Genomic DNA, 23717 nt, shown 5'->3' with positions numbered 1-23717 from the left:
AGCTAATGCACGGGGAGCTTGCGCAAAGCTTGCTGAGAGTAGGATGTGTTCCTTGACCCGCAACCTGATTTGGATAATGCCAACGTAGGGACTTGTAAAAACAAACCTCTTTAAATTCACCGCGGAATTATTCAAATCATAATTTTTAAAGAGGCCGATATGTTTAAAGAATGTCTTGATTCAGTAAAAGAAAATTCTCCGCTCATCCACAACATCACAAATTATGTAACAGTCAACGATGTTGCAAACGCAATTCTCGCAGTGGGCGCAAGTCCGATTATGGCAGATGAAAAAAAAGAAGCCGCAGAAATCACTTCAATTTGCAATGGCTTGAACATAAACATTGGAACGCTCAACCGCAACACAATAAGAGCCATGCTTGCAGCCGGAAAAAAAGCACAGAGCCTGAATCACAAGATTTTGTTAGATCCAGTCGGTGCCGGAGCAAGCACTCTTAGAACAAAGACCGCGCTTGCACTTATAAGCAAAATCAAATTTGATGTAATCCGCGGAAATATTTCAGAAATAAAAACTCTCGCAACCGGAAGCGGAAAAACAAAAGGTGTGGACGCAAACATTGAAGACGCAGTTTCAGAAAGCAACCTTGAATCCGCAGTTGCATTTGCAAAAAATTTCGCGGAAAAACAAAACTGCGTTGTCGCAATCACAGGTGCAATCGATTTAGTTTCAGACGGAAAAAAATGCTTTGTCATCAGAAACGGCAAACCGCAGATGGGACGCATAACGGGAACTGGATGCCAGCTAAGCGGAATTATGACAGCTTTTATCTGCGCAGGAAAAAACACATTGGAATCTAGCGCGGCGGCAGTTTGCGCAATGGGACTTGCCGGTGAAATCGCCTGGCAAAAAATGCAGGAAGGCGACGGAAATTCAACTTACAGAAACAGAATCATAGACGCGCTTTTCAACATGACAGGAACAGAACTTGAAGCAGGCGCAAAATATGAAATCCGTTGAACTAAAAACTTCCCTTTTGCTTTATGCCGTTACCGACAGAGCTTGGCTTGGAAAAAACTTCTGCTGCGAAACTTTAAGCGACGCGGTTTTTCAGGCGATTGAAGGCGGCGCAACTTTGATTCAGCTTAGGGAAAAAGAACTTTCAGAAAAAGAATTTTTAGACGAAGCATTCAGCATAAAAGAAATTTGCGCCTCAAAAAAAATTCCTTTAATCATAAATGACAATGTGAAAATCGCAAAAGAAACAGACGTTTGCGGAGTTCACATCGGGCAAAGCGACATGGAATTAAAGGAAGCAAGAAAAATCTTGGGTGCAGATAAAATCATCGGAGTTTCTTGCCAGACAGTTGAGCAGGCTTTGCAGGCAGAAAAAAACGGAGCTGACTATCTTGGAGTTGGAGCAGTTTTTTCAACATCCACAAAAACGGATGCGGACAATGTTCCGCTTTCAACTTTAAAGGAAATTTGCAGCTCTGTAAAAATTCCTGTTGTAGCAATCGGAGGAATTTCTTTGCAAAACATGAGCCAGCTTAAAGGCAGCGGCATTGCAGGAGTTTCAGTTATAAGCGCGATTTTCGCACAGCAAGATATACGCAGTTCAACAAAGGAACTCAAGTCTTCCGCAGAAAAACTTTTTCTGTCATTTATAGATTGTTAACCGAATTTGCTATGCAAACATCGCAGTATCAAGTACGACAATGACATTAAATTATAAAACTCGAATTTCTAAAACAAAGCAGCAACTGGGAGCACCACTTTTGCCGCTATAAAAAATAATGATTGTTTTCAAGCCATGGAGGTAAAAATGAAAACTGCATTAACAATCGCTGGATCTGATTCTAGCGGAGGCGCCGGAATTCAAGCAGACATCAAGACAATGACAGCGAACGGAGTTTACGCAATGAGCGCTGTTACTGCCCTGACTGCCCAAAACACAACTGGCGTAAAATCAATTTTGGAGTCCACGCCAGAATTTCTAAAAGACCAGCTGGACTGCGTGTTCACGGACATTTTTCCGGATGCTGTAAAAACCGGAATGGTTTCTTCTGTTCCGCTCATCAAGGTAATTGCAGACCGCCTGAAATTCTACAACGCAAAAAACATCGTGATTGATCCAGTCATGGTTTCAACAAGCGGATTCAAGCTGATTTCAGATGACGCTGTAAAAACATTGTGCGAAGAGCTTTTTCCGCTGGCAACTGTAATCACTCCGAATATTCCGGAAGCTGAAATTCTTTGCGGCAAAAAAATTTCTTCAGAAGAGCAGATGGAAGAAGCCGCAAAATCAATTAGCGAAAAATTCAATGTCGCAGTTTTACTAAAAGGCGGACACAACTTGAACGATGCAAACGACTTGCTCTTTCAGGCTGGAAAAGCAAAATGGTTCAAGGGCAAAAAAATAAACAACAGCAACACTCACGGAACTGGCTGCACACTTTCAAGTGCAATAGCTTCAAATCTTGCAAAGGGAAAAAGCCTTGAGATTTCAGTTGAAAAAGCAAAGGACTACATTTCAGGCTGTCTTGGAGCAATGCTAGACCTTGGCAAAGGAAGCGGTCCGATGAATCACGCATTCAAAATAAATGGAGAATATTAAAAATGAACATAAAGTCAAAAGAAGTAAACATGGCATTGATTTGGTTTGGAGCCGGAGTTTCAATCGCTGAAATTATAACAGGAACATATTTTGCGCCATTGGGATTTTCAAAAGGAATACTTGCAATTTTGGCGGGACACATCATCGGATGCGCGCTTTTGTTTCTTGCCGGAAGCATAGGCTCGTTTTCAAAAAGAAGCTCAATGGAAACAACAAAGGGAAGCTTTGGAATTCTTGGAAGCAAATTTTTCGCGTTGCTGAATATACTTCAGCTTACAGGCTGGACTGGAATCATGATTTACGACGGCGCGCTTTCTATAAACGGAATTTTTAAAAACGGAGCATGGCTCTGGGCAATCGTAATCGGACTTTTAATAGCCGCCTGGATTTTTATTGGAATAAAAAATGTAAGCAAGCTGAACGTCGCATCCTTGTCTGCCCTTTTTATTCTTACACTCGTTTTGTGCAAAATAATTTTTTTCAACGGAGACAATTCAGTTGTAAGCTCCACTCAAGAAGAAGCGATGAGTTTTGGAGCGGCAGTAGAACTTGCGGCAGCAATGCCGTTGTCATGGCTACCGTTAATCAGCGACTACACAAAAGAAAGCAACAAGCCTGTCATGTCCTCGCTTTTGAGCAGCCTTGTCTACGGAGCAACCAGCTGCTGGATGTACCTGATTGGAATGGGTGCGGCAATCTTCACTTCGGAAACAGACATTTCACTCATTCTCTTAAAGTCAGGACTTGGCTGGGCGGCTCTTGTAATCGTGATTCTTTCAACTGTAACAACAACTTTCCTTGACGCGTTCTCGGCTGGAATTTCTTTTGAAACAATTTCTTCAAAGCCAAGCGGCAAGACTGTCGCGCTGATTGTAACTGCGCTAGGCACAATAGGAGCAGTCTTTCTTCCGATGGACAACATCACGGACTTTTTGTACTTAATCGGCTCGGTCTTTGCCCCGATGATTTCAATTCAAATTGCAGATTTCTTTGTCCTGAAGAATGACAGTTCAGCAAAAAGCATTGACCTGCAAAAAGCCGTAATCTGGATTCTAGGATTCGCGCTTTACAGAATTTCATTAAGCTGGAATTTCATCCTCGGAAACACACTACCTGTAATGCTCATAATTTTTGCCGTAACAGTCGCCGCCCAAAAAATTCTAGGCAAGAAAAAATAACGCAAACTGAAAGTATGTAATTTCCACAAACGTTATAATGACGCAACCAAAAATTGCGTGCTTTCTTCAAACGTTAAAATAACACAAGCTGAAATCACGTACTTTCCGCAAACATTAAAATAACACAAGCAAAGCAATGCATAAGACGCAACACAAACTTGCTAATATTGCACTTTACGCATTTTATATTCAGTGTTAAAATCAAGTCATTATCTTAATTTAGACTTTTTACAGGAGATTTTTATGGGAAACAATTATTTCAATTCAATTCCGTGGCGCGAGGCCCGTCTGCAGCTCGGTCACTGCCGCTCAATGGCAAAAGAAGAATTCGCTGACGGAGTAAACGCTCTCAAAGGCAAAAAAATCGTAATCGTTGGATGCGGCGCTCAGGGCTTGAACCAGGGTTTGTGCTTGCGCGACTCAGGTCTTGATGTTTCTTACGCTCTCCGCGAGTCTGCAATCGCCGAAAAACGCCAGTCTTGGAAAAACGCGACAGAAAACGGATTCAAAGTTGGAACTTACGACGAATTGATTCCTACTGCCGACCTTGTCGGAAACCTTACTCCGGACAAGCAGCATACAGCCGTTATCACAGAAGTTATGAAGAGAATGAAGAAAGGCTCGGCTCTGTGGTACTCACACGGATTCAACATGATTGAAGAGGGAATGCAGATCCGTCCGGACATCACAGTTGTAATGTGCGCTCCAAAAGGACCGGGAACAGAAGTCTGGCACGAATTCCAGAGAGGATTCGGTGTTCCTGACCTTATCGCCGTTCACCCTGTAAACGACCCTGAAAAGAAAGGCTGGGCTTATGCAAAGGCCTTGGCTGTAGGAATGGGCGGAAGCAAGGCAGGTGTTCTTGAGTCCTCATTCGTTGCGGAAGTTAAATCTGACCTTATGGGCGAACAGACAATTTTGTGCGGAATGCTTCAGGCCGGAACAATCGTCTGCTTTGACAAGATGGTAAGCGAGGGAATCGCTCCTGAATATGCCACAAAACTTTTGATGCACGGCTGGAACGTAATTTCTGAGGCTCTCAAATGGGGCGGAATCACAAACATGATGGACCGTCTTTCTAACCCTGCAAAAATCCGCGCTAACGAGCTTTCAAAGGAAATCAAAAAACTTTTGACACCGCTCTACCAGAAACACATGGACGACATCATCAGCGGAAAATTCTCTAGCACAATGATGCAGGACTGGGCAAACAAAGACCACGACTTGCTCACATGGCGCGAAGAGACTGGAAAACTTCCGTTTGAGTCAACTCCAGAATCAAAAGAAGAAATCACAGAACAGGAATATTTCGACAAGGGAATTCTGCTTGTAGCAATGGTAAAAGCCGGATGTGAGCTTGCATTCGAGACAATGGTTGACGCGGGAATCAAACCGGAAAGCGCTTACTACGAATCATTGCACGAAGTTCCGCTCATCGCAAACCTGATTGACCGCAAACGCCTCTACGAAATGAACCGCGTAATTTCCGACACAGCAGAATACGGATGCTACCTTTTCAGCCGCGTTGCAGCGCCGATGATGGCAAAAGAGCTTATGCCGAAACTCCACACAGACGTTATCGGAAAAGGCCTTGAGCTCAAGGATACAAGCGTAAACAACACACAGCTCGTAGAAGTAAACGCCGAAATCCGCAACCACCCGATTGAAGTTGTAGGCCGCAAACTGCGTGAATATATGACAGCAATGAAACCTGTTTTGTAATTTATTACAAAACAGGCAGGCACGGACAAATAAATGAAAGTTTCAAAAGAATTTTCCGTCCGTGCCGTATGACCGCAATGAAAGCAGTAATTTAATCATAGATTAAATTACTGTGTCTAGTTTCAGTAAAACTGAAACTAGCGGTTGTGTGATTTTATTATAAAACAGGCAGGCACGGGCAAATAAATGAAAGTTTTAAAAGAATTTTCCGTCCGTGCCGTATGACCGTAATAAAAGCAGTAATTTAATCATAGATTAAATTACTGTGTCTAGTTTCAGTAAAACTGAAACTAGCGGTTGTGTGATTTTATTATAAAACTGGCAGGCACGGACAAATAAATGAAAGTTTTAAAAGAATTTTCCGTCCGCGCCGTATGACCGCAATGAAAGCAGTAATTTATTTTATTCGATTTTAAGGACTGTCCGGATTTTATTCGGACAGTTTTTTTTTACAATCCTTCCGTTAAAGCCCTTTTAAGCTGCTCTTCTCCTGATATGTTGTGCCATTTGTCAATGACAAAACAATAAAATATAAAAAAGAAAAGGCTTTAGAAATCAAGATTTTCGGCACTAGACCATCCTGATATTCGTGGATTTAGGTTGAAACTTTGTTTCCACCATTACCGACAGGTCAATGATCCGCCAAAAGTTCTTTCTGTCTATTAAGCGGGAGTTCGCAGTAATTTCTTACTGTTTAGCCCATAGGAGGAACGAAGATAACTCAAATCTGCCTCGTTTCCACCACCTTTTCTTTATTTCAAAACTTAAAATATGAATAATGAACTAAGCTATTTTTCCGTTCATCATTCCCCAGACAAAACATGCAAGTTCTCTTGCTCCAGCTGCGGAAGAAACGTTGTAATTTTTTCCACGTTCTTCAAGATGCTTCATTTTTGTTCTGATTCGTTTCGTTGCCTTATCTGCATACGCCACAATTTCAGGACTTGCATTCTTTTGTCTATATCGTCGCTGGAATATGCAGAACCCCATATATTCTGTATGCTTTCGTTTTCCTTTGCGAAAGCAATTCCTACGCCCACAAATAAAACTCTTCCATCATCTGATAAAAATCCGAACTCAAAATATTTGCTACCATCAGAAACTATAAAATTCCTGTTTTTCTTATTGAATTTCGCAATTCCGACATCATGCCATTCACCATCAAAAAATGACTCTATTGAGTTGTCGGAATTTATTCGGATTTTAATCCTGCTTTCATATTCTGGAGAAGGAGATTCTTCTGAATATGTACCAGCGATAGTGTATTCTTTACAACTTATGAAAGAAACTGCAACAAAAAAACTCAAGAGCGAAAATAAAACCTTTTTCATTTTACCTCCTTAATCTTTTACAAAAGGTTCATTGTTTGAGGCAAAATAATTCAAGATATTTTCAAGTGCTTTTTCTTCGCTGTCAAATGATAAACTCCGAGGTTGCCATGTACTTGTAGCTGTTGAACTTGGCTTTTTACTATAATTAGCTTCTGCTTTGTATTTGCCGTTTTCAAATCGAATTCTTATTTCAAAATCAGATGGGACATCTTTTCCCGAAATTTTATAGCAAGATTTTGTCGGATTTTGTTCAACCTCAAATCCATTAAGTACTCTCATTATATTTTCCTCCAAATTAATCTTTGCCTAGTGTACACTAGGCAAAAATTTCATTTTTAGTGTCAAATACGACCTAAAAATTATAAATCTGTTTCCAATATACATTTTTATATGTTTAAATGAAACATTTATCTATATTATATGTTGTAAACTATCATTCAGAATATCTGATTTATGCCTTAAAAATATAATATGACATCAGATGACATTCAAAAACGGCTTGGTGAAAATGTAAAGAGAATAAGAAAGGAACAAAATCTCACTCAGTTTCAGCTTGCAGAAAAAGCAGAACTTTCAGAAGAAACCGTAAAGAATATTGAACTTTCACGATGCTGGACAAGCGACAAGAATCTAGCAAAAATCACAAAGGCTTTGGGAGTGGATATTTCATTTTTATTTCTGCCTGTACAAAGTTCTTTTAATGAGGATAGCGAAAAATCAATTGTTATAAAGAAAGCGATTGCTGATAACCTAAAATCTTATATTGATACTGTACTGAAAGATATTATTATAAAAAAATAGCGCCCCAGTGCGGGCGTCCACATAACAACTGCTTAGACAATATGTAGTGCCACCAGGTTTGCAGAATCGAGGGTTCGGTCGTAAACTTGGAATAGAAAACAACAAGCATGACCTGCCTCATGCAAAAAGGAGCACTACAATGAACAATGTAACAGAGAACACAAAAGTAATCTATGTCGGAATTGACGTGCACAAGGACACAAATTCTTTCTGTGCTTATGACAGCCGTGAAGACAAATTATTCGCGGAGCACAAAAGCTCTTCCAAATTTGAAAACACGCTTCACTACCTGAAGAACCTTCAAAAATCAGTCGGGCAAGATGCAGTTTTTCTTATTGGATACGAGGCAGGTCCCACAGGATACGGACTTTGCAGAAAACTTCAAAAAGAAGACTTCGCCTGCGTCATTATCGCCCCATCGACAATAGCAAAGGCACCTGGTCAGAAAGTCAAGACAGACAGGATGGACGCCCGCCTTCTTGCAAAGACTCTCGCCTTCAAAACCTACAGCCCTGTCTGCCTTCCTTCTGAAAAACTTGAGGCGATAAAGGAATATACACGGGTCAGGACGGCAAAAATCACCATGCTCAAAAAAGCAAAGCAGAACCTCCTTTCTTTCCTGCTGCGAATGGGCTTGCCTTATCCTCAGAGCGGCCATTACTGGACGCAGGCTCACATGGCTTGGCTCAGGACGATGAACTTCGCTGACAAGTGGCTTCAGGAATCATTTGAGGAATATCACGCCGAAGTAATAACGCTCATGGACAAAGTTCAGAGAATTGAGGCGAAGATTCTGGAACTCTGCAAGGATGATGAAGTGAGGGAAAAAATTGATGCTCTGGTGTGCATCTCTGGAATCAGTTATGTCTCCGCTATTTCGATTGTCGCGGAAATCGGGGATTTTTCCCGTTTTTCAAAGGCGAAGTCCTTCGTAAGCTTTATAGGACTTTGTCCCGGCGAGGATTCAAGCGGAAATAGAGTACGGCACACGGCGATTACGAAAGCTGGGAATTCAAGAGTCAGAAGTCTTCTTGTTGAGTGTGCGGGAAGCCTTAGAATGCATTCTGTTGTCACGGCAAAATCAGTCAGGGTAAAAGAGCGGCAGAAAAATGCGTCCGCCGCCATCGTTTCTTACGCGGACAAGTGCACGCTCAGGCTCAGAAAAAGAATGCTTTATCTTTCCCAAAAAGGGCTCCCCTACAATCTAGTAACGACGGCGGGGGCAAGGGAGCTTGCATGTTTTGTCTGGGGAATGATGAATTTTGTTGACAACAGGAAAACTGCCTTGAACAAAATTGATGAGGGGGAGCTTTCCGACATTCAAAAAACGGTCGAGGAGTTTATTGCGCAATGAAATCAAATCACCTGCGGGATGAAACTTTCGCTAAAGATATTCTGGCGAAAAATTAACTTGTATCATAACGGAAGGAATTTGTGAGCATTTAAGGAATTATCTTCGAGCGGTTTATGAGCGGGAAACTTTTTAACTTCCTATGCTCGCAGTTAGAGAGAAAGAATTCCAGGCGGACCATTGACCTGTCAGTAAACCTGATTTTCAGGCGAATCCACGTATATCAGAATGGCCATGTGCCGATCTATCGCTTTCCTTCCGTTTTTTTTTATATTTTTTCTCAAAAGGAGTTTTTTATGTTGACAAATGGCACAACATATCAAACCGCAAACCGGCTTGACCGGTTTGTCGGCTTTGAACCTTTGTTATGCTTTCTTATACTTATCAATTTCCTTTGTTAACAAACTTAACATTTCTTCTTTGTGTTTATTTACAAGTTCTTCATTCCATATATTATCATTTTCTTTCATTTTTTCTTGCATAAGTTGTAATTTTGGACTTTGCTTGATTGTATCAGGATAACTTGCAACTTTTGATTGAGGATCTAAATTCGAGAATTTCGAATTAGACGAAACTGTAATCAATGCAAGATTTCCAAAACTATTTAATGGTTGTTCCTTCCATTTTTCTTTTTCAATTGGATGTTGAGGATAAAAATGTTCAATAGAAGTTCTAAATTGAAATTGAAAATTTTGAATTGGATGTTTGCAAATTGAATCTCTATCTAAAACATAATCCAAATATGTAAAGACTATGCGATCAATTCCAAAACCACTTGCTTCTTTATAATTTGCTTCTAATATTTTTTTACAAGCATATTCTTCCAAAAGTGAAGTTAAATCTGTTTGCAGATTATTATTTAATTGAGCCAATGTTTTTGAAATCCAATGCATGGTTTTTGGAGATGTGTATGTTATCCTTAATGCTGATTGTAAACTTCGTAATGTTTCTGTTTTTTTATCGATATCATTTTCATCAACAGCATAAGTTAATTTATATGAAGGTTTTTTCTGTCTTTTGTTTTTGTCATAATACATTTGAAGCATTTGCAAAGACCATTTACCTTCCTCTTTATAGTCTTTAGCATATTCTCGTTTTATAATGTATTTATCGAATAAAAATCGAAATTTTAATAAATTATAAATAAATTTTATGGCATTCGTACCATTTGACCAATTTACCTTCAATGTTTCAAGAAACTTTTTATCATCAAGAGATGAGTCATCTTCTCCTGAATCTTTTTGCAAAGCTTCATTTACAATTAAAAGAAAGTTAGGAAAAGAAATAATCGATTCAAACCTTTCATTTTCATAATCTTCCTCTATATTTGTTTCTGTTTCTATAACAGGTGTTTCAAGTTTATCTAATAATGAATATCTTTTATCACTTAATTCTTGATCAAGTGATATTTTTGATAATAAATCATTTGGTTTATTACAAATAAAATTATCCCAATTGTCTCCAAAAAGATTTTTCCTGCTTGTTTTATCAAAATTCATTTGAATATAACTATCCATTTGAGAACATTTATTCCAAATTAATCCTGCTATTGCCTTAAAATTAGGTATATCTCTATCAATAACACCTAAAATTTTACCTTTTGCAATTTCATGTAATTCAAGTTGCTCACCACGAGTATTCATTATTTCGAAATAATGGTTCAGGTCAATCTGTTTTGGAACTTGAGTTCTTATTATTAAGATGTTTTCAAATTTTGATATGAACTGATGTTTATATTCTTGATTTTTCACTTCTTGAATTGAAAAGTAATTTTGTATTACATCAAATCCATCGATAATTTCATTTGAATAAAATCCATCTTTTTCGAGATTGTGTTTTTCTCTTAAATCGTTAAGAGTGAAATTTGATTTTTCTCTTGCTTCAAAACGCAAAGCTTTTTTAGATAATGTCTCATCTCTTAGAAAAGTCAAAAGTAAAAATAATGTTGTTAATCTTTGCTGCCCATCGATAACTGAGAATGTATTTGGCGCAATTTCATCTACGATCAAACTGCCTAGATAATATCTTTCTTTTGAATCATAGATATCTGTTAAAAGTTGCTCAATTTCATCTTTTTCCCAAGCATAATTTCTTTGATAAATAGGAATTATATATTCACTACCAATAAAAATATTTTTCAGATTAAATTCTTCTGGCTGCTTAATTGTTTGGTTCATTGGTTTTCCCCGAAAATTTTGTTCCAAATATTTTTATATTTTGTTGATTTATAAGACCCCAACTGTTCTTCAGTTACTTTTTCTAGAATAATACTGTCAAGTTCTTGTGGATTTTGCATTTCAGAGATTTTTGTGAAAAGATTTAGGCCACTGTTAATTCTAGAATCCCAGCTTCCAAGTGCATATTTATTTATTGTCTCAGGATATACAGAATGCATTACAACTCTAAGGGAGTAGGCCCATTTGAATAAGAATTCTAATCGACTTTCTGTTAATTCTTCGATATTAAATTTATCAATAAAAAAGATAACAACGTTGATAAAAAGATTTCTTACATAAGAATTACCAGAACCGTATGTTGATATTAAATCCGATTCAATTTTGGAATCAATTAGTTTAATAACTTGTTTATACAAATTGAAATAATATAGTACATATAGAAAAAAACGTTTACCTGCAATTAAAGGTTGTGTTAATTGAAATTGATTAATTTTTTCACCATTTGTCAACTCGTACATTCCTTCCGAATTAAAGTGCTCTATATATAAATTTGCAGCTTTATGATAAATCGAAAAATGATATTTGTTATTTTGTTTTATGCCTTTAAAGGAATTTATCTTTTTTGATGAATAATATAGTCCCGGCTTGTTCCTGTACCATTGAATCAAAGGATATAAATTATATTCAAAGAAAAGTGATAATTCTTTCTGTTTTTCATTTTCCCAAGAATTTATAATTTTTATTTTTTCTGATTCAGAACTATCAGACATCTCTCTAAGATGATATGACTTTAATAAATCTTGAGGAGCCAATGCTTTGCCTCTGGAATTTTGAGAATCAAAAAACTGGAATGACTCTTGTTCGCTATTTGTTACAATTTCTACGACAGAACAATTTTCCAAAGCATACTTTATAAAAGGTTTTAATTCAGAGCCTATTATTTCACAATGGCGTTTTAGTATTTCATAGTTTTCAACTATTGATTTACTTGAAAGAACATCAAAAGTTTCTTTTTTGTTTAATAAACTAGAGAGTTCCTTATATTTATCTAATTTTAATACTTTATAGAAGCAATATGTCAAAATACTTAAAGTAGTAATTCGTTGTTGTCCATCTACTATTTCCAATTCAATATTATTGTTGTGAAGAACAATTGAACCAATTCTATATTCTGGGATATTACTTTTATAGGCAGAATAAATATCGTTAAAAAGAAGAGAGGCACTTTCGGTACTCCATCTATATGGCCTTTGGTAATTTGGTATTGATAGATTAAGTTTTAATGCCTCTTTTAAAGATATTATCTTTAAATTTTCATTTTCCATTTTCAATTCTCTATAAAACTACCAGCCCAGTGGAGTGGGCTGTGAGCATAACAATGGGTTGTACCGCAGGCAGCTTGACTGCCTGTCGGCTACGAACCTTTGTTAGGTTTTGCTACACTTTTAACAGTACTTTTTCCTGTTTCTTTGAAACAGCAAGTTTCGGGTATGTAATTATTTCTAAGCCCATTCCAAGACTGTCGAGATAATCTATTAAAGTAGATATTTTCATATCCTTTCTTTTTTCTATTTTTGAAACTGATGACTGAGTGAAGTTTTCCATTTCAGATTGTTTAATATTCATTTCTTCACGGAGTTGTGCAAGGCGGATAGACATAATATCCTGCTCGGCTTTTATGTGAGCTCTTCTTACAGCTTCGGGAGACATATTACTTTCCATCATTTTGATTGCATCTTTCATTTTCCAACTCCTTTTCATGTTTCTCTATGATTACTTCAGATTCAGCAATTAAATCTTTGTAAAAAGTCTTCTGATCTTTTCCTTTTTTATCTCCGCCGGTAAGCAGAAATGCATGTCTTTTTCTATCAAAATAATAGGCAACTCTCAGTACATGTTGTTGTGTCTGATTTCTTAATTCTTTCAGGTTCGTGTATTTTTTTGAACCATGAAGAGTATCTGAATATGGACGAGGAAGTTGGGGGCCGTACTGACGGAGTAAAAGAACTCTTTGTAATACGGCTTCTTTACTTTCTTCGTCCAAACTTAGAAACCAGACATCATATTCATCTGATGAATCAACATTCCACATGATTTTATTATATGAACTAAAGTGAATATTTGTCAACGTAAAAATGGCGGGCTTGACCCGCCTTATAAAAAATTTAGACTCGTTTATAACCGCAATAACATCGTTTATCATTGGCAGGATTCTGTGCTCCACAGAAAGGACATTTCCAATCTCCATTTTCAAGTACAGTTACTTTATTTTGCGGAGAAGAATCGTTTTTGCTTTCTTTGTCGAAATTTTCCGATTCTTCTTTTTCTCCTAGCAATTTACGCAACTTTAAATCAGGTAAGGCTAAGACATAAAAATAGCCGAATATTCCAAGCCAGATGCATATTGCAAAAATATGTTTTTTTGCAGGATCATATCCTTTTAAGCTTGCAACTTCACACATTTTTGAAGCCATAAAGCAAAGAATAATAATAGCTATTGCAATTGCAACTATCCAAGAAAACATTACGATTGTAAAATCCATGTAATTCCTCCGTGTATTTTTAAGAACCTTTGTCGGAAGATTTACCTTATCAACGATAAGTGGCGCTGTGCGCCATCAACCTAACAATGGGTTGTACCGCAGCGGGCTCGACCCGCTGTCGGCTACGAACCTCTTGTTAGGCGATATTCTTTTCTCCAATGGCTTGTAGAATTTATACATTTCATGTACTATACACTCCATAGGGGATGCTTAGTAAACTGCGGCGGCTTGCCTCCGATTTCTCATGAATGAAGGAGGCTGTCTGTGACAAAGTACGAAAAAGCAATGCTTGTCATTGCAATCATCGCAATTGTTATAGACCTGCTCACCTTCCTAATCAAATAGGACTTAAGAGCATAAAAAAGCCCGCCCTCAGCTTCCAACTCTAGGCGGGTTTTTAGTAAAAACTCAACGGAGGCGGTCGCTCATTTGCTTTGCGTCCCCGCTTTTATTTAATATATACCGATATATCTTTTTCGTCAACTTTTATTACGCGGTGCAAAAAAATTACAAACCTATGAGCATAACAGACTTTATGTTTTGATGGAATTTGATTCAAATCTTATTTTTCAAATTCCTGACCTTTAGTTGATATTTTATACATCCACTTTTGATATGGTAGATTACAAATTCTTTTTCCTTCTAAGGAATCCATGACAGAAGAAAGTATGATCGCTCTTCCAAGTAAATTTACATGACCCTCTTTTTCCAGCATTATTCCATCAGGAGACGATATAAATGGTAAATTGATATCGTTTCTAAAATACCAAATAGTTACCCCTTCTGGAATTGCACCTATTGGCTGAACAACAAAAAAGCCCGTAAAAAAATATATAAATGCCATTATGGCTACAACTAATAATAAAACAATTCCTTTTTTCCCATTTTTATTCTTCTGAGTTTCCATTTTATACTCCAATTAATAGTTTATATTACATTCTATCAAATAAAAATCCAGACAAGCTTGACTTGTCTGGATTTTTACAGTTAGTTTTATAGCTCTAAATCCTCCTGCATTTTAAATATGCGTTCTCTGGCGATTTGAGCGGAAAGCTCATTGTTTGTATAAGTTATCATAACAACTTGTGAAATATTATATCCATAACTGTTTTTTACACTTAGTAATTGAAAATCAATTTTAATTTTGGGAGAAAAATATTTTATAAAATTGATGTATTCATTTCCATTTTGTGATCCTTTATTTGAATCGTCAAATTTTCCATAAGTATTTGTGATTTTTTCCATAAGCCCCATTACTTTTTCATCGGGACAATCAGTATAAGCTATTCTACCGATATAGAGTTTCCCATTTCCAAAAAAGAAAATTCGTGTTGCACCATTTGCATCTAAATAATATAGTTCATCTCCATTATCATTTGTTCCATTAGAATAGGCTTCAGGATATTTTGCTTTCAAATCTTTTACACTGCATCCCCATTTCAAATCATAATATTCATTATTGATTTTATCTGCTTCAGATACTTGAGCAAATACATGTACAGATATTAAACAAAATAAAAAGGCTAAGAATATTTTTTTCATAAAATCCTCCTAAGATTTTAATTTTTTTGAGAAATTTGTTGGAGGATTTTCTTATTAACAATAAGCAGCCCAGTGGGCTGTCCACATAACAATGAGTTAGACAATATGTAGTGCCACCAGGTTTGCAGAATCGAGGGTTCGGTCGTAAACTTGGAATAGAAAACAACAAGCATGACCTGCCTCATGCAAAAAGGAGCACTACAATGAACAATGTAACAGAGAACACAAAAGTAATCTATGTCGGAATTGACGTGCACAAGGACACAAATTCTTTCTGCGCTTATGACAGCCGTGAAGACAAATTATTCGCGGAGCACAAAAGCTCTTCCAAATTTGAAAACACGCTTCACTACCTGAAGAACCTTCAAAAATCAGTCGGGCAAGATGCAGTTTTTCTTATTGGATACGAGGCAGGTCCCACAGGATACGGACTTTGCAGAAAACTTCAAAAAGAAGACTTCGCCTGCGTCATTATCGCCCCATCGACAATAGCAAAGGCACCTGGTCAGAAAGTACAAGACAGACAGGATGGACGCCCGCCTTCTTGCAAAGACTCTCGCCTTCAAAACCTACAGCCCTGTCTGCCTTCCTTCTGAAAAACTTGAGGCGATAAAGGAATATACACGGGTCAGGACGGCAAAAATCACCATGCTCAAAAAAGCAAAGCAGAACCTCCTTTCTTTCCTGCTGCGAATGGGCTTGCCTTATCCTCAGAGCGGCCATTACTGGACGCAGGCTCACATGGCTTGGCTCAGGACGATGAACTTCGCTGACAAGTGGCTTCAGGAATCATTTGAGGAATATCACGCCGAAGTAATAACGCTCATGGACAAAGTTCAGAGAATTGAGGCGAAGATTCTGGAACTCTGCAAGGATGATGAAGTGAGGGAAAAAATTGATGCCCTGGTGTGCATCTCTGGAATCAGTTATGTCTCCGCTATTTCGATTGTCGCGGAAATCGGGGATTTTTCCCGTTTTTCAAAGGCGAAGTCCTTCGTAAGCTTTATAGGACTTTGTCCCGGCGAGGATTCAAGCGGAAATAGAGTACGGCACACGGCGATTACGAAAGCTGGGAATTCAAGAGTCAGAAGTCTTCTTGTTGAGTGTGCGGGAAGCCTTAGAATGCATTCTGTTGTCACGGCAAAATCAGTCAGGGTAAAAGAGCGGCAGAAAAATGCGTCCGCCGCCATCGTTTCTTACGCGGACAAGTGCACGCTCAGGCTCAGAAAAAGAATGCTTTATCTTTCCCAAAAAGGGCTCCCCTACAATCTAGTAACGACGGCGGGGGCAAGGGAGCTTGCATGTTTTGTCTGGGGAATGATGAATTTTGTTGACAACAGGAAAACTGCCTTGAACAAAATTGATGAGGGGGAGCTTTCCGACATTCAAAAAACGGTCGAGGAGTTTATTGCGCAATGAAATCAAATCACCTGCGGGATGAAACTTTCGCTAAAGATATTCTGGCGAAAAATTAACTTGTATCATAACGGAAGGAATTTGTGAGCATTTAAGGAATTATCTTCGAGCGGTTTATGAGCGGGAAACTTTTTAACTTCCTATGCTCGCAGTTAGAGAGAAAGAATTCCAGGCGGACCATTGACCTGTCGGTAAACCTGATTTTCAGGCGAATCCACGTATATCAGAATGGCCATGTGCCGATCTATCGCTTTCCTTCCGTTTTTTTTATATTTTTTCTCAAAAGGAGTTTTTTATGTTGACAAATGGCACAACATATCAAACCGCACAGGCCTTGAGCCTGTGTCGGCTTTGAACTTCTTGTTATACGAAATTATTTCTTATACAGAATTGGATTTCTAAAATCCTTTTTTTTATGAAAATTTTATATGACCATTTGAAGTGTATGCTTCTATTACTTGTTTTAAGCGGCGTAAAGCCGCGTTCTAATACTATCTTGCTTCGCCCTAAAGTTAAATCATTTATTTCAGAAAGCAAGCTTGACTTGCTTTCTGAAATAAACCTCTTTTTCTATAACCGCTTCTTTGTTCCTGCCCTAAAGTTCAGCTGATTACCCTATATCTAAGACGAATGTATGAATTGCTTAAAGTTTTACACTCCAATAACTTCAATACTCCTAATGATGCAAGCTCTTTTTCAGACATTATGGATTTACCGTCTATAAGTGTGGATGTATCTTTTCCTCCTATGAGGACAGGAGCCAAAACTATGTCTACAAAATCAATCAGTTTTTCTCGTAGAAAAATAGAATTCACAGTGCCTCCGCTTTGAACGGTAAGACGTTCGCAGCTAAAATCATTTTTTAACTGGTAAAGACCATTCTTTAAAGAAAATTTTTCCTGATACAATATATGAAGATTTTCCTCATTAACTGAATAAGCTGGATGATTTTTGTTAGATGTCATAAGAACAAATTCTTTTGACTTGGCGCAAAAATACTTTATTCCTCGCTCATCCAAATGTGAATTATCTAGCAAAACAAATGAAACAGGTGTTTTTGGAGGTAAAGTATTTTTGTTTGCTCCCATCTTTTCCTGAACTCGACCTGTATTAAAAGACCATAAATCAGTAGTTTGTTCGATTTCATAGTATTGATGCAGGCCTTCTTTTAAACCTTTGATTTTAGGAAAATCTTTATCTACATCAAGTTCATCAGTCGAGCCTGTACTTATTTTTCCATCAACTGATACCAGCATAAACAATGTCGTTATTGGTCTGTTCTTATTTTCCATATTTTGATTTCCATTTTACTATTAAGCGCCCCAGTGCGGGCGTCCACATAACTAGCGTTTTAAACGGTGGCAAGGCTTGACCTTGACATCCGCTTTGAAAACCTTGTTATGTGATATTGATATTATATTTATTCACCTGCATCAACTTCCGTTTTCGGCAGATGATACAGGTTTTCAAATTCTTTTCTTGTCACTTTTTTGATTTCCTTTTTTTATTGAATATTTCATTCAGACTTTTTCTTGGGTCAGGATCGGGGCAACCACCTTTGTCAACAGTCATGCGAAAATTGTGTTGTGCCGTGCTTTCTTTTTCATTTAAGTATTTGATTACAGCTGAGTCAAAATCATCCGCGCTGTTTTCATCTTCCCGGGGACCGCTGCAAAAATAAAATCTACCGTCACTTCCTTTCTTAAAATACCACCAGCTTTCTTTTTCCTCAACAGTATCTCGGATAGTCTGCTTTTCTTCATCAACAGACATCTCTTCTCCAATACAAAGAATATCAGCGTTTGCCACGAATTCATCAAAAAGATTTGTCAAAGTGGTTTCAACTTTTTTTGCAGTAATGTCACGTCTGAATCTGAACAAATCGATTTTAAACTCATTTCCATTTTCAGAATACAAAATCAAATAATGCCCTTCCCAGAATTTATGATCAGATTCTATAATACTATAAGTCTTTATTTTAATTTTTGCGCCGATTAAATCTTCAAGAGTGTAGACTTCATTATCACGTAAATCAAGAATGTTAAAATCCCGGACATTATTTTTGTCATCAACCAAAAGCTGTATTTTTTCAAATTCAAATTCTTTTAAAAGTTCCATTTTTTTTCCTCGCGCCCCAGTGCGGGTGTCCACATAACAACTGCTTAGACAATATGTAGTGCCACCAGGTTTGCAGAATCGAGGGTTCGGTCGTAAACTTGGAATAGAAAACAACAAGCATGACCTGCCTCATGCAAAAAGGAGCACTACAATGAACAATGTAACAGAGAACACAAAAGTAATCTATGTCGGAATTGACGTGCACAAGGACACAAATTCTTTCTGTGCTTATGACAGCCGTGAAGACAAATTATTCGCGGAGCACAAAAGCTCTTCCAAATTTGAAAACACGCTTCACTACCTGAAGAACCTTCAAAAATCAGTCGGGCAAGATGCAGTTTTTCTTATTGGATACGAGGCAGGTCCCACAGGATACGGACTTTGCAGAAAACTTCAAAAAGAAGACTTCGCCTGCGTCATTATCGCCCCATCGACAATAGCAAAGGCACCTGGTCAGAAAGTCAAGACAGACAGGATGGACGCCCGCCTTCTTGCAAAGACTCTCGCCTTCAAAACCTACAGCCCTGTCTGCCTTCCTTCTGAAAAACTTGAGGCGATAAAGGAATATACACGGGTCAGGACGGCAAAAATCACCATGCTCAAAAAAGCAAAGCAGAACCTCCTTTCTTTCCTGCTGCGAATGGGCTTGCCTTATCCTCAGAGCGGCCATTACTGGACGCAGGCTCACATGGCTTGGCTCAGGACGATGAACTTCGCTGACAAGTGGCTTCAGGAATCATTTGAGGAATATCACGCCGAAGTAATAACGCTCATGGACAAAGTTCAGAGAATTGAGGCGAAGATTCTGGAACTCTGCAAGGATGATGAAGTGAGGGAAAAAATTGATGCCCTGGTGTGCATCTCTGGAATCAGTTATGTCTCCGCCATTTCGATTGTCGCGGAAATCGGGGATTTTTCCCGTTTTTCAAAGGCGAAGTCCTTCGTAAGCTTTACAGGACTTTGTCCCGGCGAGGATTCAAGCGGAAACAGGGTACGGCACACGGCGATTACGAAAGCTGGGAATTCAAGAGTCAGAAGTCTTCTTGTTGAGTGTGCGGGAAGCCTTAGAATGCATTCTGTTGTCACGGCAAAATCAGTCAGGGTAAAAGAGCGGCAGAAAAATGCGTCCGCCGCCATCGTTTCTTACGCGGACAAGTGCACGCTCAGGCTCAGAAAAAGAATGCTTTATCTTTCCCAAAAAGGGCTCCCCTACAATCTAGTAACGACGGCGGGGGCAAGGGAGCTTGCATGTTTTGTCTGGGGAATGATGAATTTTGTTGACAACAGGAAAACTGCCTTGAACAAAATTGATGAGGGGGAGCTTTCCGACATTCAAAAAACGGTCGAGGAGTTTATTGCGCAATGAAATCAAATCACCTGCGGGATGAAACTTTCGCTAAAGATATTCTGGCGAAAAATTAACTTGTATCATAACGGAAGGAATTTGTGAGCATTTAAGGAATTATCTTCGAGCGGTTTATGAGCGGGAAACTTTTTAACTTCCTATGCTCGCAGTTAGAGAGAAAGAATTCCAGGCGGACCATTGACCTGTCGGTAAACCTGATTTTCAGGCGAATCCACGTATATCAGAATGGCCATGTGCCGATCTATCGCTTTCCTTCCGTTTTTTTTTATATTTTTTCTCAAAAGGAGTTTTTTATGTTGACAAATGGCACAACATATCAAACCGCAAACCGGCTTGACCGGTTTGTCGGCTTTGAAGCTTTGTTATGTGATTTTATTCTATCTCCCAAACAATTGTGATGCTTTTATTTAATTTAGTATCTTCTGGCTCCATATCGGGAATAACACCAATAGTTGTTTCCTGGCAACATATTTCTGGAGCTAAATCATACTCTAAAGAATTGTCTATATGGACTTCTGAAAATGAATAGTCTATTCTTTCTATCTGCTTTAGTTTTACACCTATTGTATCCGTAATCAATAATGCTTTTTGTTTTGCGTCTTCTACTGCTAGTTTTATGAGTTCATTTTCGTATTTATTTGGATTATAGCAGTAAAAAGAAATATTAAAATCAACATCTTTTATTTCAGCACACACATCGTGAAGAATGGAATTTATTTTTTTATTGTCAATTGGGAATGATAGATTTAAGGTTTCTCGAGCCATGTATCCAACAAAATGGTACTCCTTTGATTTATTATCATATTTCGTATCTTTTTCTACATTAAAATCTGTTGTTTTTAAATCATTTTTTGTAAAACCATTTTTTAATACAATTTTTGTGATTGCATCAATTTGTTCAATCAATAACAACAAAGTTTTTTCATATGATAAATCCTTTTTATCAATATCAAATTTGATTTTTACATAGTCTGTTTTTACATTGAGCGTAGAAGTTCCTGTGATGACAATTGTTCTATTATTCATAATTCCTCCGACATAAATAAAAAAAATTAACGTAATTCCAAAAGTGTAATTTCAGAACGATATTTTTTCATTTTTTCAAGATTTTCTTTTTTCTTTACACTAATTCCATATTCTGGTTGACTTTTTAGACCTTCATAATCTTTAGATGTAAAAAGGGAACCGTCTGGTTTTTCAAAAACAGTAGCAGGAAAAACATAACAATCTGGTAATTCATTGTCATTGAATCGAATAAAACAAATTAAACGATTACTTTGAAGAACAATTTTACTTTTTTTTATGAAAACATAATTATCATCTCTAACAGATTTTACTTGCACTTCATAAAACGTTCCATTTTTACTTTTTGCAATGAAATCTACACCATGATCATCAACTTCAGATGTATATACATCGAAGCCATATGATGTAAATTCCATTTTCGCATAATACTCACCATATTTGCCAAGTTGCATTGATGATAAATCACTCCATATTTTTCTCGGCATATATTCTCCGTTAAAAACTAGCGCCCCAGTGCGGGCGTCCACATAACAATTGCTTAAACGGTGACGCGGCTTGACCGCGACATCCGCTTTGAAGCTTTGTTATGGTAATTTTACAACATTGCAACCTTAAGTTGTTTTCCGAATACAGAAGCTACTTTTTGCAAAGTAGACAATCGGACATCTTCGGAATGATTTTCCATTCTTGAAATGACACTTTTTTTTGTTTCAAGTTTTTCGGCAAGTTGTTCTTGTGTCATTCCGCTTTCTAGCCGCATTTCTTTTATCATCATGCCGATTTTGAATTCTTCATAACCTGTATCAAAATTTTTTGCAAATTCTGAATCTTTTTCTTTACGCTGAGAAATATAATCATCTAAATCAAATGTTTTATTTGCCATTTTCTTTACTCCTTTTCAAAAAATCTTTCATTCTTGCTTCACAAACTTCAATTTCAGATTTCGGTGTTTTCTGAGTCTTCTTTTGGAAACCATTTGTAAGAATTACAATATTTCCATTGTGAAAGAATCCTAGCAGCCGATAAATATTTCCACCCAACTCAATTCTGACTTCGTAGAAATCGGTATCTGATAATTTCTTAAAGTATGTTTTTGGAACTTTTTCAATTTCCTGAACAGCCTTAAGAACCCACGCTATTTTCTGAGCAACTTTTGCCGGTTGAGAATCTATAAACTCCGCGACAGGACATTTTCCGTCGGAAGTTGTATAGAATGTCACTTTTCTGTACATAATTCATGTTAGCATATGTGCTAACATTTTGTCAAATGAAATAACTCTTCTTACTTGAAAGTATCAAGCGGCGTAAAGCCGCGTACTATCGCTTCTTCGTCCAAGCCCTAAAGTTTTATTTCATAATTTCATCGAGCTCGACTCGAGGAAATTATATTTCTCATATTCTCATGTCAAAAGCCTTTTTTGTTTCACTACTAAATCCTAAATTTTCATAAAACTGGTGCGCTTCTTTTCTTGCAATTCCACTTAAAAGGATTACTTTGTAGCAGTTATGTTTTTTTGCTGTTTCTATGGCTTTGTCGATTACTTTTTTCCCTAGCCCCTGATTTCTGTGGTTTTTATCAGTTACAACATTTTCTACAAAACAAATTGGCTGACAGAAATTTGTAAGATTAGGAATTATTACACAATAGCAAGTTGAAACGACTTTTCCATTTTCAACGGCACCAAAATATTTTATATTTGGATTTTCTTGAATTTGTTTGATCCAAATTTCTTTTGATTTTTCTAAAGTTATATTTTTATTATTTTCTGATAATTGTATGTATAATTCTAATAGAGAGGGCAAATCGTTTTTTGTTAATTCTCGAATTTCCATTTTTTCCTTTATTACAAAGCAGGCCAGTGGCCTGTCGCCATAACAATGTTTTAAACCGCATTTTTGCCGAATGGCAAAAATGTCGGCTTTGAAAACTGTGTTAGGCGATTTTTCTTATATACCTTATTCTTTCCAATTTACAAGTTGGATTCCGTTTAGATTCTTAAAATGCTTTGTATTATTTGTAACGAGGACAGATTCTTTTTCAATAGCAAAAGAGCCGATGAGTATATCATCGTCATCAATCGTGATTCCATTTTTTCTCAAATATGCATATTGTTTAGCAGCTTCTTCCAAAACAGATTTATCCATATACACAATGCCACAATGATTTGCAAAAATCTCAAATCCGGTCTTTTGATTTTTAGGGTCAGAATATTCAAAGCCACGAAGAACCTCATAGTAGACCAAATCAGGAATTTTTATCGTATCAAAAGTATATGCGTTTTTAAAGGCAGCAAGAACATTCGAATTTCCGTTCAGTAAGTCGATGATTACATTCGTATCGAGAAAATATGTCATGCGTTCTCCCGAAATTTCAAACCGCAGCAAGAACGCAATTCATCAGCTTCAGAATCACTTAGAGTGCCAAAAATATTGTCTACAAATGAAAAATCGACATTTTGTTTTGCCTGATAAATGTTTCCAATTTTATCAAGATAAACAGAAACTTCTTCCAGAGCTGCTTCTGGCAAAGTCTTTATTTTTTCCATCACCATTTCGTACGACATTTTGCAC

At 37.4% G+C, this 23717-nt stretch carries 29 protein-coding genes and 1 riboswitch; of the genes, 11 read left to right on the top strand and 18 right to left on the bottom strand.

Annotation, left to right across the window (positions count from 1 at the left end):
• A riboswitch (TPP riboswitch) is annotated at nucleotides 1-110 on the top strand.
• Between the two features lie 49 nt (nucleotides 111-159).
• The 5 genes from thiM (at nucleotide 160) to ilvC (ending at nucleotide 5475) form a co-directional block, all read left to right on the top strand.
• Entirely contained in the window at nucleotides 160-978 is an 819-nt protein-coding gene (thiM, locus tag TRESU_RS04075) for a hydroxyethylthiazole kinase (RefSeq protein WP_013701030.1), read from the top strand.
• Nucleotides 965-1636, top strand: coding sequence for a thiamine phosphate synthase (gene thiE / locus TRESU_RS04070; RefSeq protein WP_013701029.1), 672 nt, complete (start codon nucleotides 965-967; stop codon nucleotides 1634-1636). Before thiM ends, thiE begins: the two co-directional genes overlap by 14 nt.
• Nucleotides 1637-1783: 147 nt before the next feature.
• Nucleotides 1784-2575, top strand: coding sequence for a bifunctional hydroxymethylpyrimidine kinase/phosphomethylpyrimidine kinase (gene thiD, locus TRESU_RS04065; protein ID WP_013701028.1), 792 nt, complete (start codon nucleotides 1784-1786; stop codon nucleotides 2573-2575).
• A gap of 2 nt (nucleotides 2576-2577) precedes the next feature.
• Nucleotides 2578-3753, top strand: coding sequence for a putative hydroxymethylpyrimidine transporter CytX (cytX, locus tag TRESU_RS04060; protein ID WP_013701027.1), 1176 nt, complete (start codon nucleotides 2578-2580; stop codon nucleotides 3751-3753).
• 243 nt (nucleotides 3754-3996) lie between these two features.
• Complete coding sequence (gene ilvC / locus TRESU_RS04055; protein ID WP_013701026.1) at nucleotides 3997-5475, top strand: ketol-acid reductoisomerase; 1479 nt, start codon at nucleotides 3997-3999, stop codon at nucleotides 5473-5475.
• An 887-nt stretch (nucleotides 5476-6362) separates the two neighbouring features.
• On the opposite strand, the gene TRESU_RS04050 is transcribed toward ilvC, so the two are convergent.
• Together TRESU_RS04050 and TRESU_RS04045 are read right to left on the bottom strand one after the other, a co-directional pair.
• Complete coding sequence (locus TRESU_RS04050; protein ID WP_013701025.1) at nucleotides 6363-6806, bottom strand: hypothetical protein; 444 nt, start codon at nucleotides 6804-6806, stop codon at nucleotides 6363-6365.
• A 9-nt stretch (nucleotides 6807-6815) separates the two neighbouring features.
• Nucleotides 6816-7085, bottom strand: coding sequence for a hypothetical protein (locus TRESU_RS04045; RefSeq protein WP_013701024.1), 270 nt, complete (start codon nucleotides 7083-7085; stop codon nucleotides 6816-6818).
• A gap of 192 nt (nucleotides 7086-7277) precedes the next feature.
• On the opposite strand from TRESU_RS04045, the gene TRESU_RS14135 reads away from it, so the two are divergent.
• On the top strand, nucleotides 7278-7607 hold the full coding sequence (locus TRESU_RS14135) for a helix-turn-helix domain-containing protein (protein WP_013701023.1): 330 nt from the start codon (nucleotides 7278-7280) through the stop codon (nucleotides 7605-7607).
• A gap of 46 nt (nucleotides 7608-7653) precedes the next feature.
• Nucleotides 7654-8961: an IS110 family RNA-guided transposase gene (locus TRESU_RS04035; protein ID WP_245535699.1), complete on the top strand. Its 1308-nt coding sequence runs from the start codon at nucleotides 7654-7656 to the stop codon at nucleotides 8959-8961.
• Nucleotides 8962-9323: 362 nt separating this feature from the next.
• On the opposite strand, the gene TRESU_RS04030 is transcribed toward TRESU_RS04035, so the two are convergent.
• The 7 genes from TRESU_RS04030 to TRESU_RS04000 all read right to left on the bottom strand — a co-directional run bounded on the left by TRESU_RS04030 (nucleotide 9324) and on the right by TRESU_RS04000 (nucleotide 15220).
• Entirely contained in the window at nucleotides 9324-11135 is a 1812-nt protein-coding gene (locus TRESU_RS04030; protein WP_013701022.1) for a DUF262 domain-containing protein, read from the bottom strand.
• Nucleotides 11132-12460 (bottom strand): DUF262 domain-containing protein, encoded by a 1329-nt coding sequence (locus TRESU_RS04025; protein ID WP_013701021.1) that lies wholly within the window; start codon nucleotides 12458-12460, stop codon nucleotides 11132-11134. Before TRESU_RS04025 ends, TRESU_RS04030 begins: the two co-directional genes overlap by 4 nt.
• A gap of 112 nt (nucleotides 12461-12572) precedes the next feature.
• Entirely contained in the window at nucleotides 12573-12878 is a 306-nt protein-coding gene (locus TRESU_RS04020; RefSeq protein ID WP_013701020.1) for a helix-turn-helix domain-containing protein, read from the bottom strand.
• On the bottom strand, nucleotides 12847-13227 hold the full coding sequence (locus TRESU_RS04015) for a type II toxin-antitoxin system RelE/ParE family toxin (protein ID WP_013701019.1): 381 nt from the start codon (nucleotides 13225-13227) through the stop codon (nucleotides 12847-12849). Before TRESU_RS04015 ends, TRESU_RS04020 begins: the two co-directional genes overlap by 32 nt.
• Nucleotides 13228-13300: 73 nt before the next feature.
• Nucleotides 13301-13678 (bottom strand): hypothetical protein, encoded by a 378-nt coding sequence (locus TRESU_RS04010; protein ID WP_013701018.1) that lies wholly within the window; start codon nucleotides 13676-13678, stop codon nucleotides 13301-13303.
• A gap of 562 nt (nucleotides 13679-14240) precedes the next feature.
• On the bottom strand, nucleotides 14241-14585 hold the full coding sequence (locus tag TRESU_RS04005; RefSeq protein ID WP_013701017.1) for a hypothetical protein: 345 nt from the start codon (nucleotides 14583-14585) through the stop codon (nucleotides 14241-14243).
• Between the two features lie 86 nt (nucleotides 14586-14671).
• The gene (locus tag TRESU_RS04000; RefSeq protein ID WP_013701016.1) at nucleotides 14672-15220 is read right to left on the bottom strand and encodes a hypothetical protein; all 549 of its coding nucleotides are present in this window, start codon (nucleotides 15218-15220) and stop codon (nucleotides 14672-14674) included.
• 110 nt (nucleotides 15221-15330) lie between these two features.
• On the opposite strand from TRESU_RS04000, the gene TRESU_RS15510 reads away from it, so the two are divergent.
• The 3 genes from TRESU_RS15510 to TRESU_RS14880 all read left to right on the top strand — a co-directional run bounded on the left by TRESU_RS15510 (nucleotide 15331) and on the right by TRESU_RS14880 (nucleotide 17246).
• Nucleotides 15331-15816 (top strand): hypothetical protein, encoded by a 486-nt coding sequence (locus TRESU_RS15510; protein WP_245535705.1) that lies wholly within the window; start codon nucleotides 15331-15333, stop codon nucleotides 15814-15816.
• A complete protein-coding gene (locus TRESU_RS14650) occupies nucleotides 15749-16639 on the top strand; it encodes an IS110 family RNA-guided transposase (protein ID WP_245535704.1) in 891 nt (296 codons plus the stop codon). The genes TRESU_RS15510 and TRESU_RS14650 overlap by 68 nt, the downstream gene beginning before the upstream one ends.
• 412 nt (nucleotides 16640-17051) lie before the next feature.
• A complete protein-coding gene (locus tag TRESU_RS14880) occupies nucleotides 17052-17246 on the top strand; it encodes a hypothetical protein (protein WP_148228251.1) in 195 nt (64 codons plus the stop codon).
• Here the strand turns inward: TRESU_RS14880 and TRESU_RS03990 are convergent.
• Nucleotides 17239-17928, bottom strand: a complete 690-nt coding sequence (locus TRESU_RS03990) for a dihydrofolate reductase family protein (RefSeq protein WP_013700960.1) — start codon at nucleotides 17926-17928, stop codon at nucleotides 17239-17241. The genes TRESU_RS14880 and TRESU_RS03990 overlap by 8 nt on opposite strands.
• Nucleotides 17929-18118: 190 nt before the next feature.
• A complete protein-coding gene (locus tag TRESU_RS03985; RefSeq protein WP_013701015.1) occupies nucleotides 18119-18754 on the bottom strand; it encodes a hypothetical protein in 636 nt (211 codons plus the stop codon).
• 58 nt (nucleotides 18755-18812) lie between these two features.
• On the opposite strand from TRESU_RS03985, the gene TRESU_RS03980 reads away from it, so the two are divergent.
• Nucleotides 18813-20120 carry an IS110 family RNA-guided transposase gene (locus TRESU_RS03980; protein ID WP_245535657.1) on the top strand — a complete coding sequence of 436 codons (1308 nt, stop codon included), beginning with the start codon at nucleotides 18813-18815 and terminating at the stop codon, nucleotides 20118-20120.
• Between the two features lie 372 nt (nucleotides 20121-20492).
• Here the strand turns inward: TRESU_RS03980 and TRESU_RS03975 are convergent, their stop codons facing one another.
• From TRESU_RS03975 to TRESU_RS03945, 7 genes are all read right to left on the bottom strand, one after another.
• Nucleotides 20493-21146 (bottom strand): SIMPL domain-containing protein, encoded by a 654-nt coding sequence (locus TRESU_RS03975; RefSeq protein ID WP_013701014.1) that lies wholly within the window; start codon nucleotides 21144-21146, stop codon nucleotides 20493-20495.
• 26 nt (nucleotides 21147-21172) lie between these two features.
• Nucleotides 21173-21631 (bottom strand): hypothetical protein, encoded by a 459-nt coding sequence (locus TRESU_RS03970; protein ID WP_013701013.1) that lies wholly within the window; start codon nucleotides 21629-21631, stop codon nucleotides 21173-21175.
• Nucleotides 21632-21741: 110 nt separating this feature from the next.
• Nucleotides 21742-22029, bottom strand: a complete 288-nt coding sequence (locus TRESU_RS03965) for a helix-turn-helix domain-containing protein (RefSeq protein WP_013701012.1) — start codon at nucleotides 22027-22029, stop codon at nucleotides 21742-21744.
• Nucleotides 22019-22378, bottom strand: a complete 360-nt coding sequence (locus TRESU_RS03960; protein WP_013701011.1) for a type II toxin-antitoxin system RelE/ParE family toxin — start codon at nucleotides 22376-22378, stop codon at nucleotides 22019-22021. The genes TRESU_RS03965 and TRESU_RS03960 overlap by 11 nt, the downstream gene beginning before the upstream one ends.
• 160 nt (nucleotides 22379-22538) lie before the next feature.
• Nucleotides 22539-22979, bottom strand: coding sequence for a GNAT family N-acetyltransferase (locus tag TRESU_RS03955; protein WP_013701010.1), 441 nt, complete (start codon nucleotides 22977-22979; stop codon nucleotides 22539-22541).
• Between the two features lie 123 nt (nucleotides 22980-23102).
• Nucleotides 23103-23501 carry a PIN domain-containing protein gene (locus tag TRESU_RS03950; protein WP_013701009.1) on the bottom strand — a complete coding sequence of 133 codons (399 nt, stop codon included), beginning with the start codon at nucleotides 23499-23501 and terminating at the stop codon, nucleotides 23103-23105.
• On the bottom strand, nucleotides 23498-23710 hold the full coding sequence (locus tag TRESU_RS03945; protein ID WP_013701008.1) for a hypothetical protein: 213 nt from the start codon (nucleotides 23708-23710) through the stop codon (nucleotides 23498-23500). Before TRESU_RS03945 ends, TRESU_RS03950 begins: the two co-directional genes overlap by 4 nt.
• Nucleotides 23711-23717: the final 7 nt, after the last annotated feature.

It is taken from the genome of Treponema succinifaciens DSM 2489, from assembly GCF_000195275.1.
Taxonomy (GTDB): domain Bacteria; phylum Spirochaetota; class Spirochaetia; order Treponematales; family Treponemataceae; genus Treponema_D; species Treponema_D succinifaciens.
Note: the sequence above shows the minus strand (reverse complement) of the source record. Positions and strands in the feature narration are given on the sequence as shown.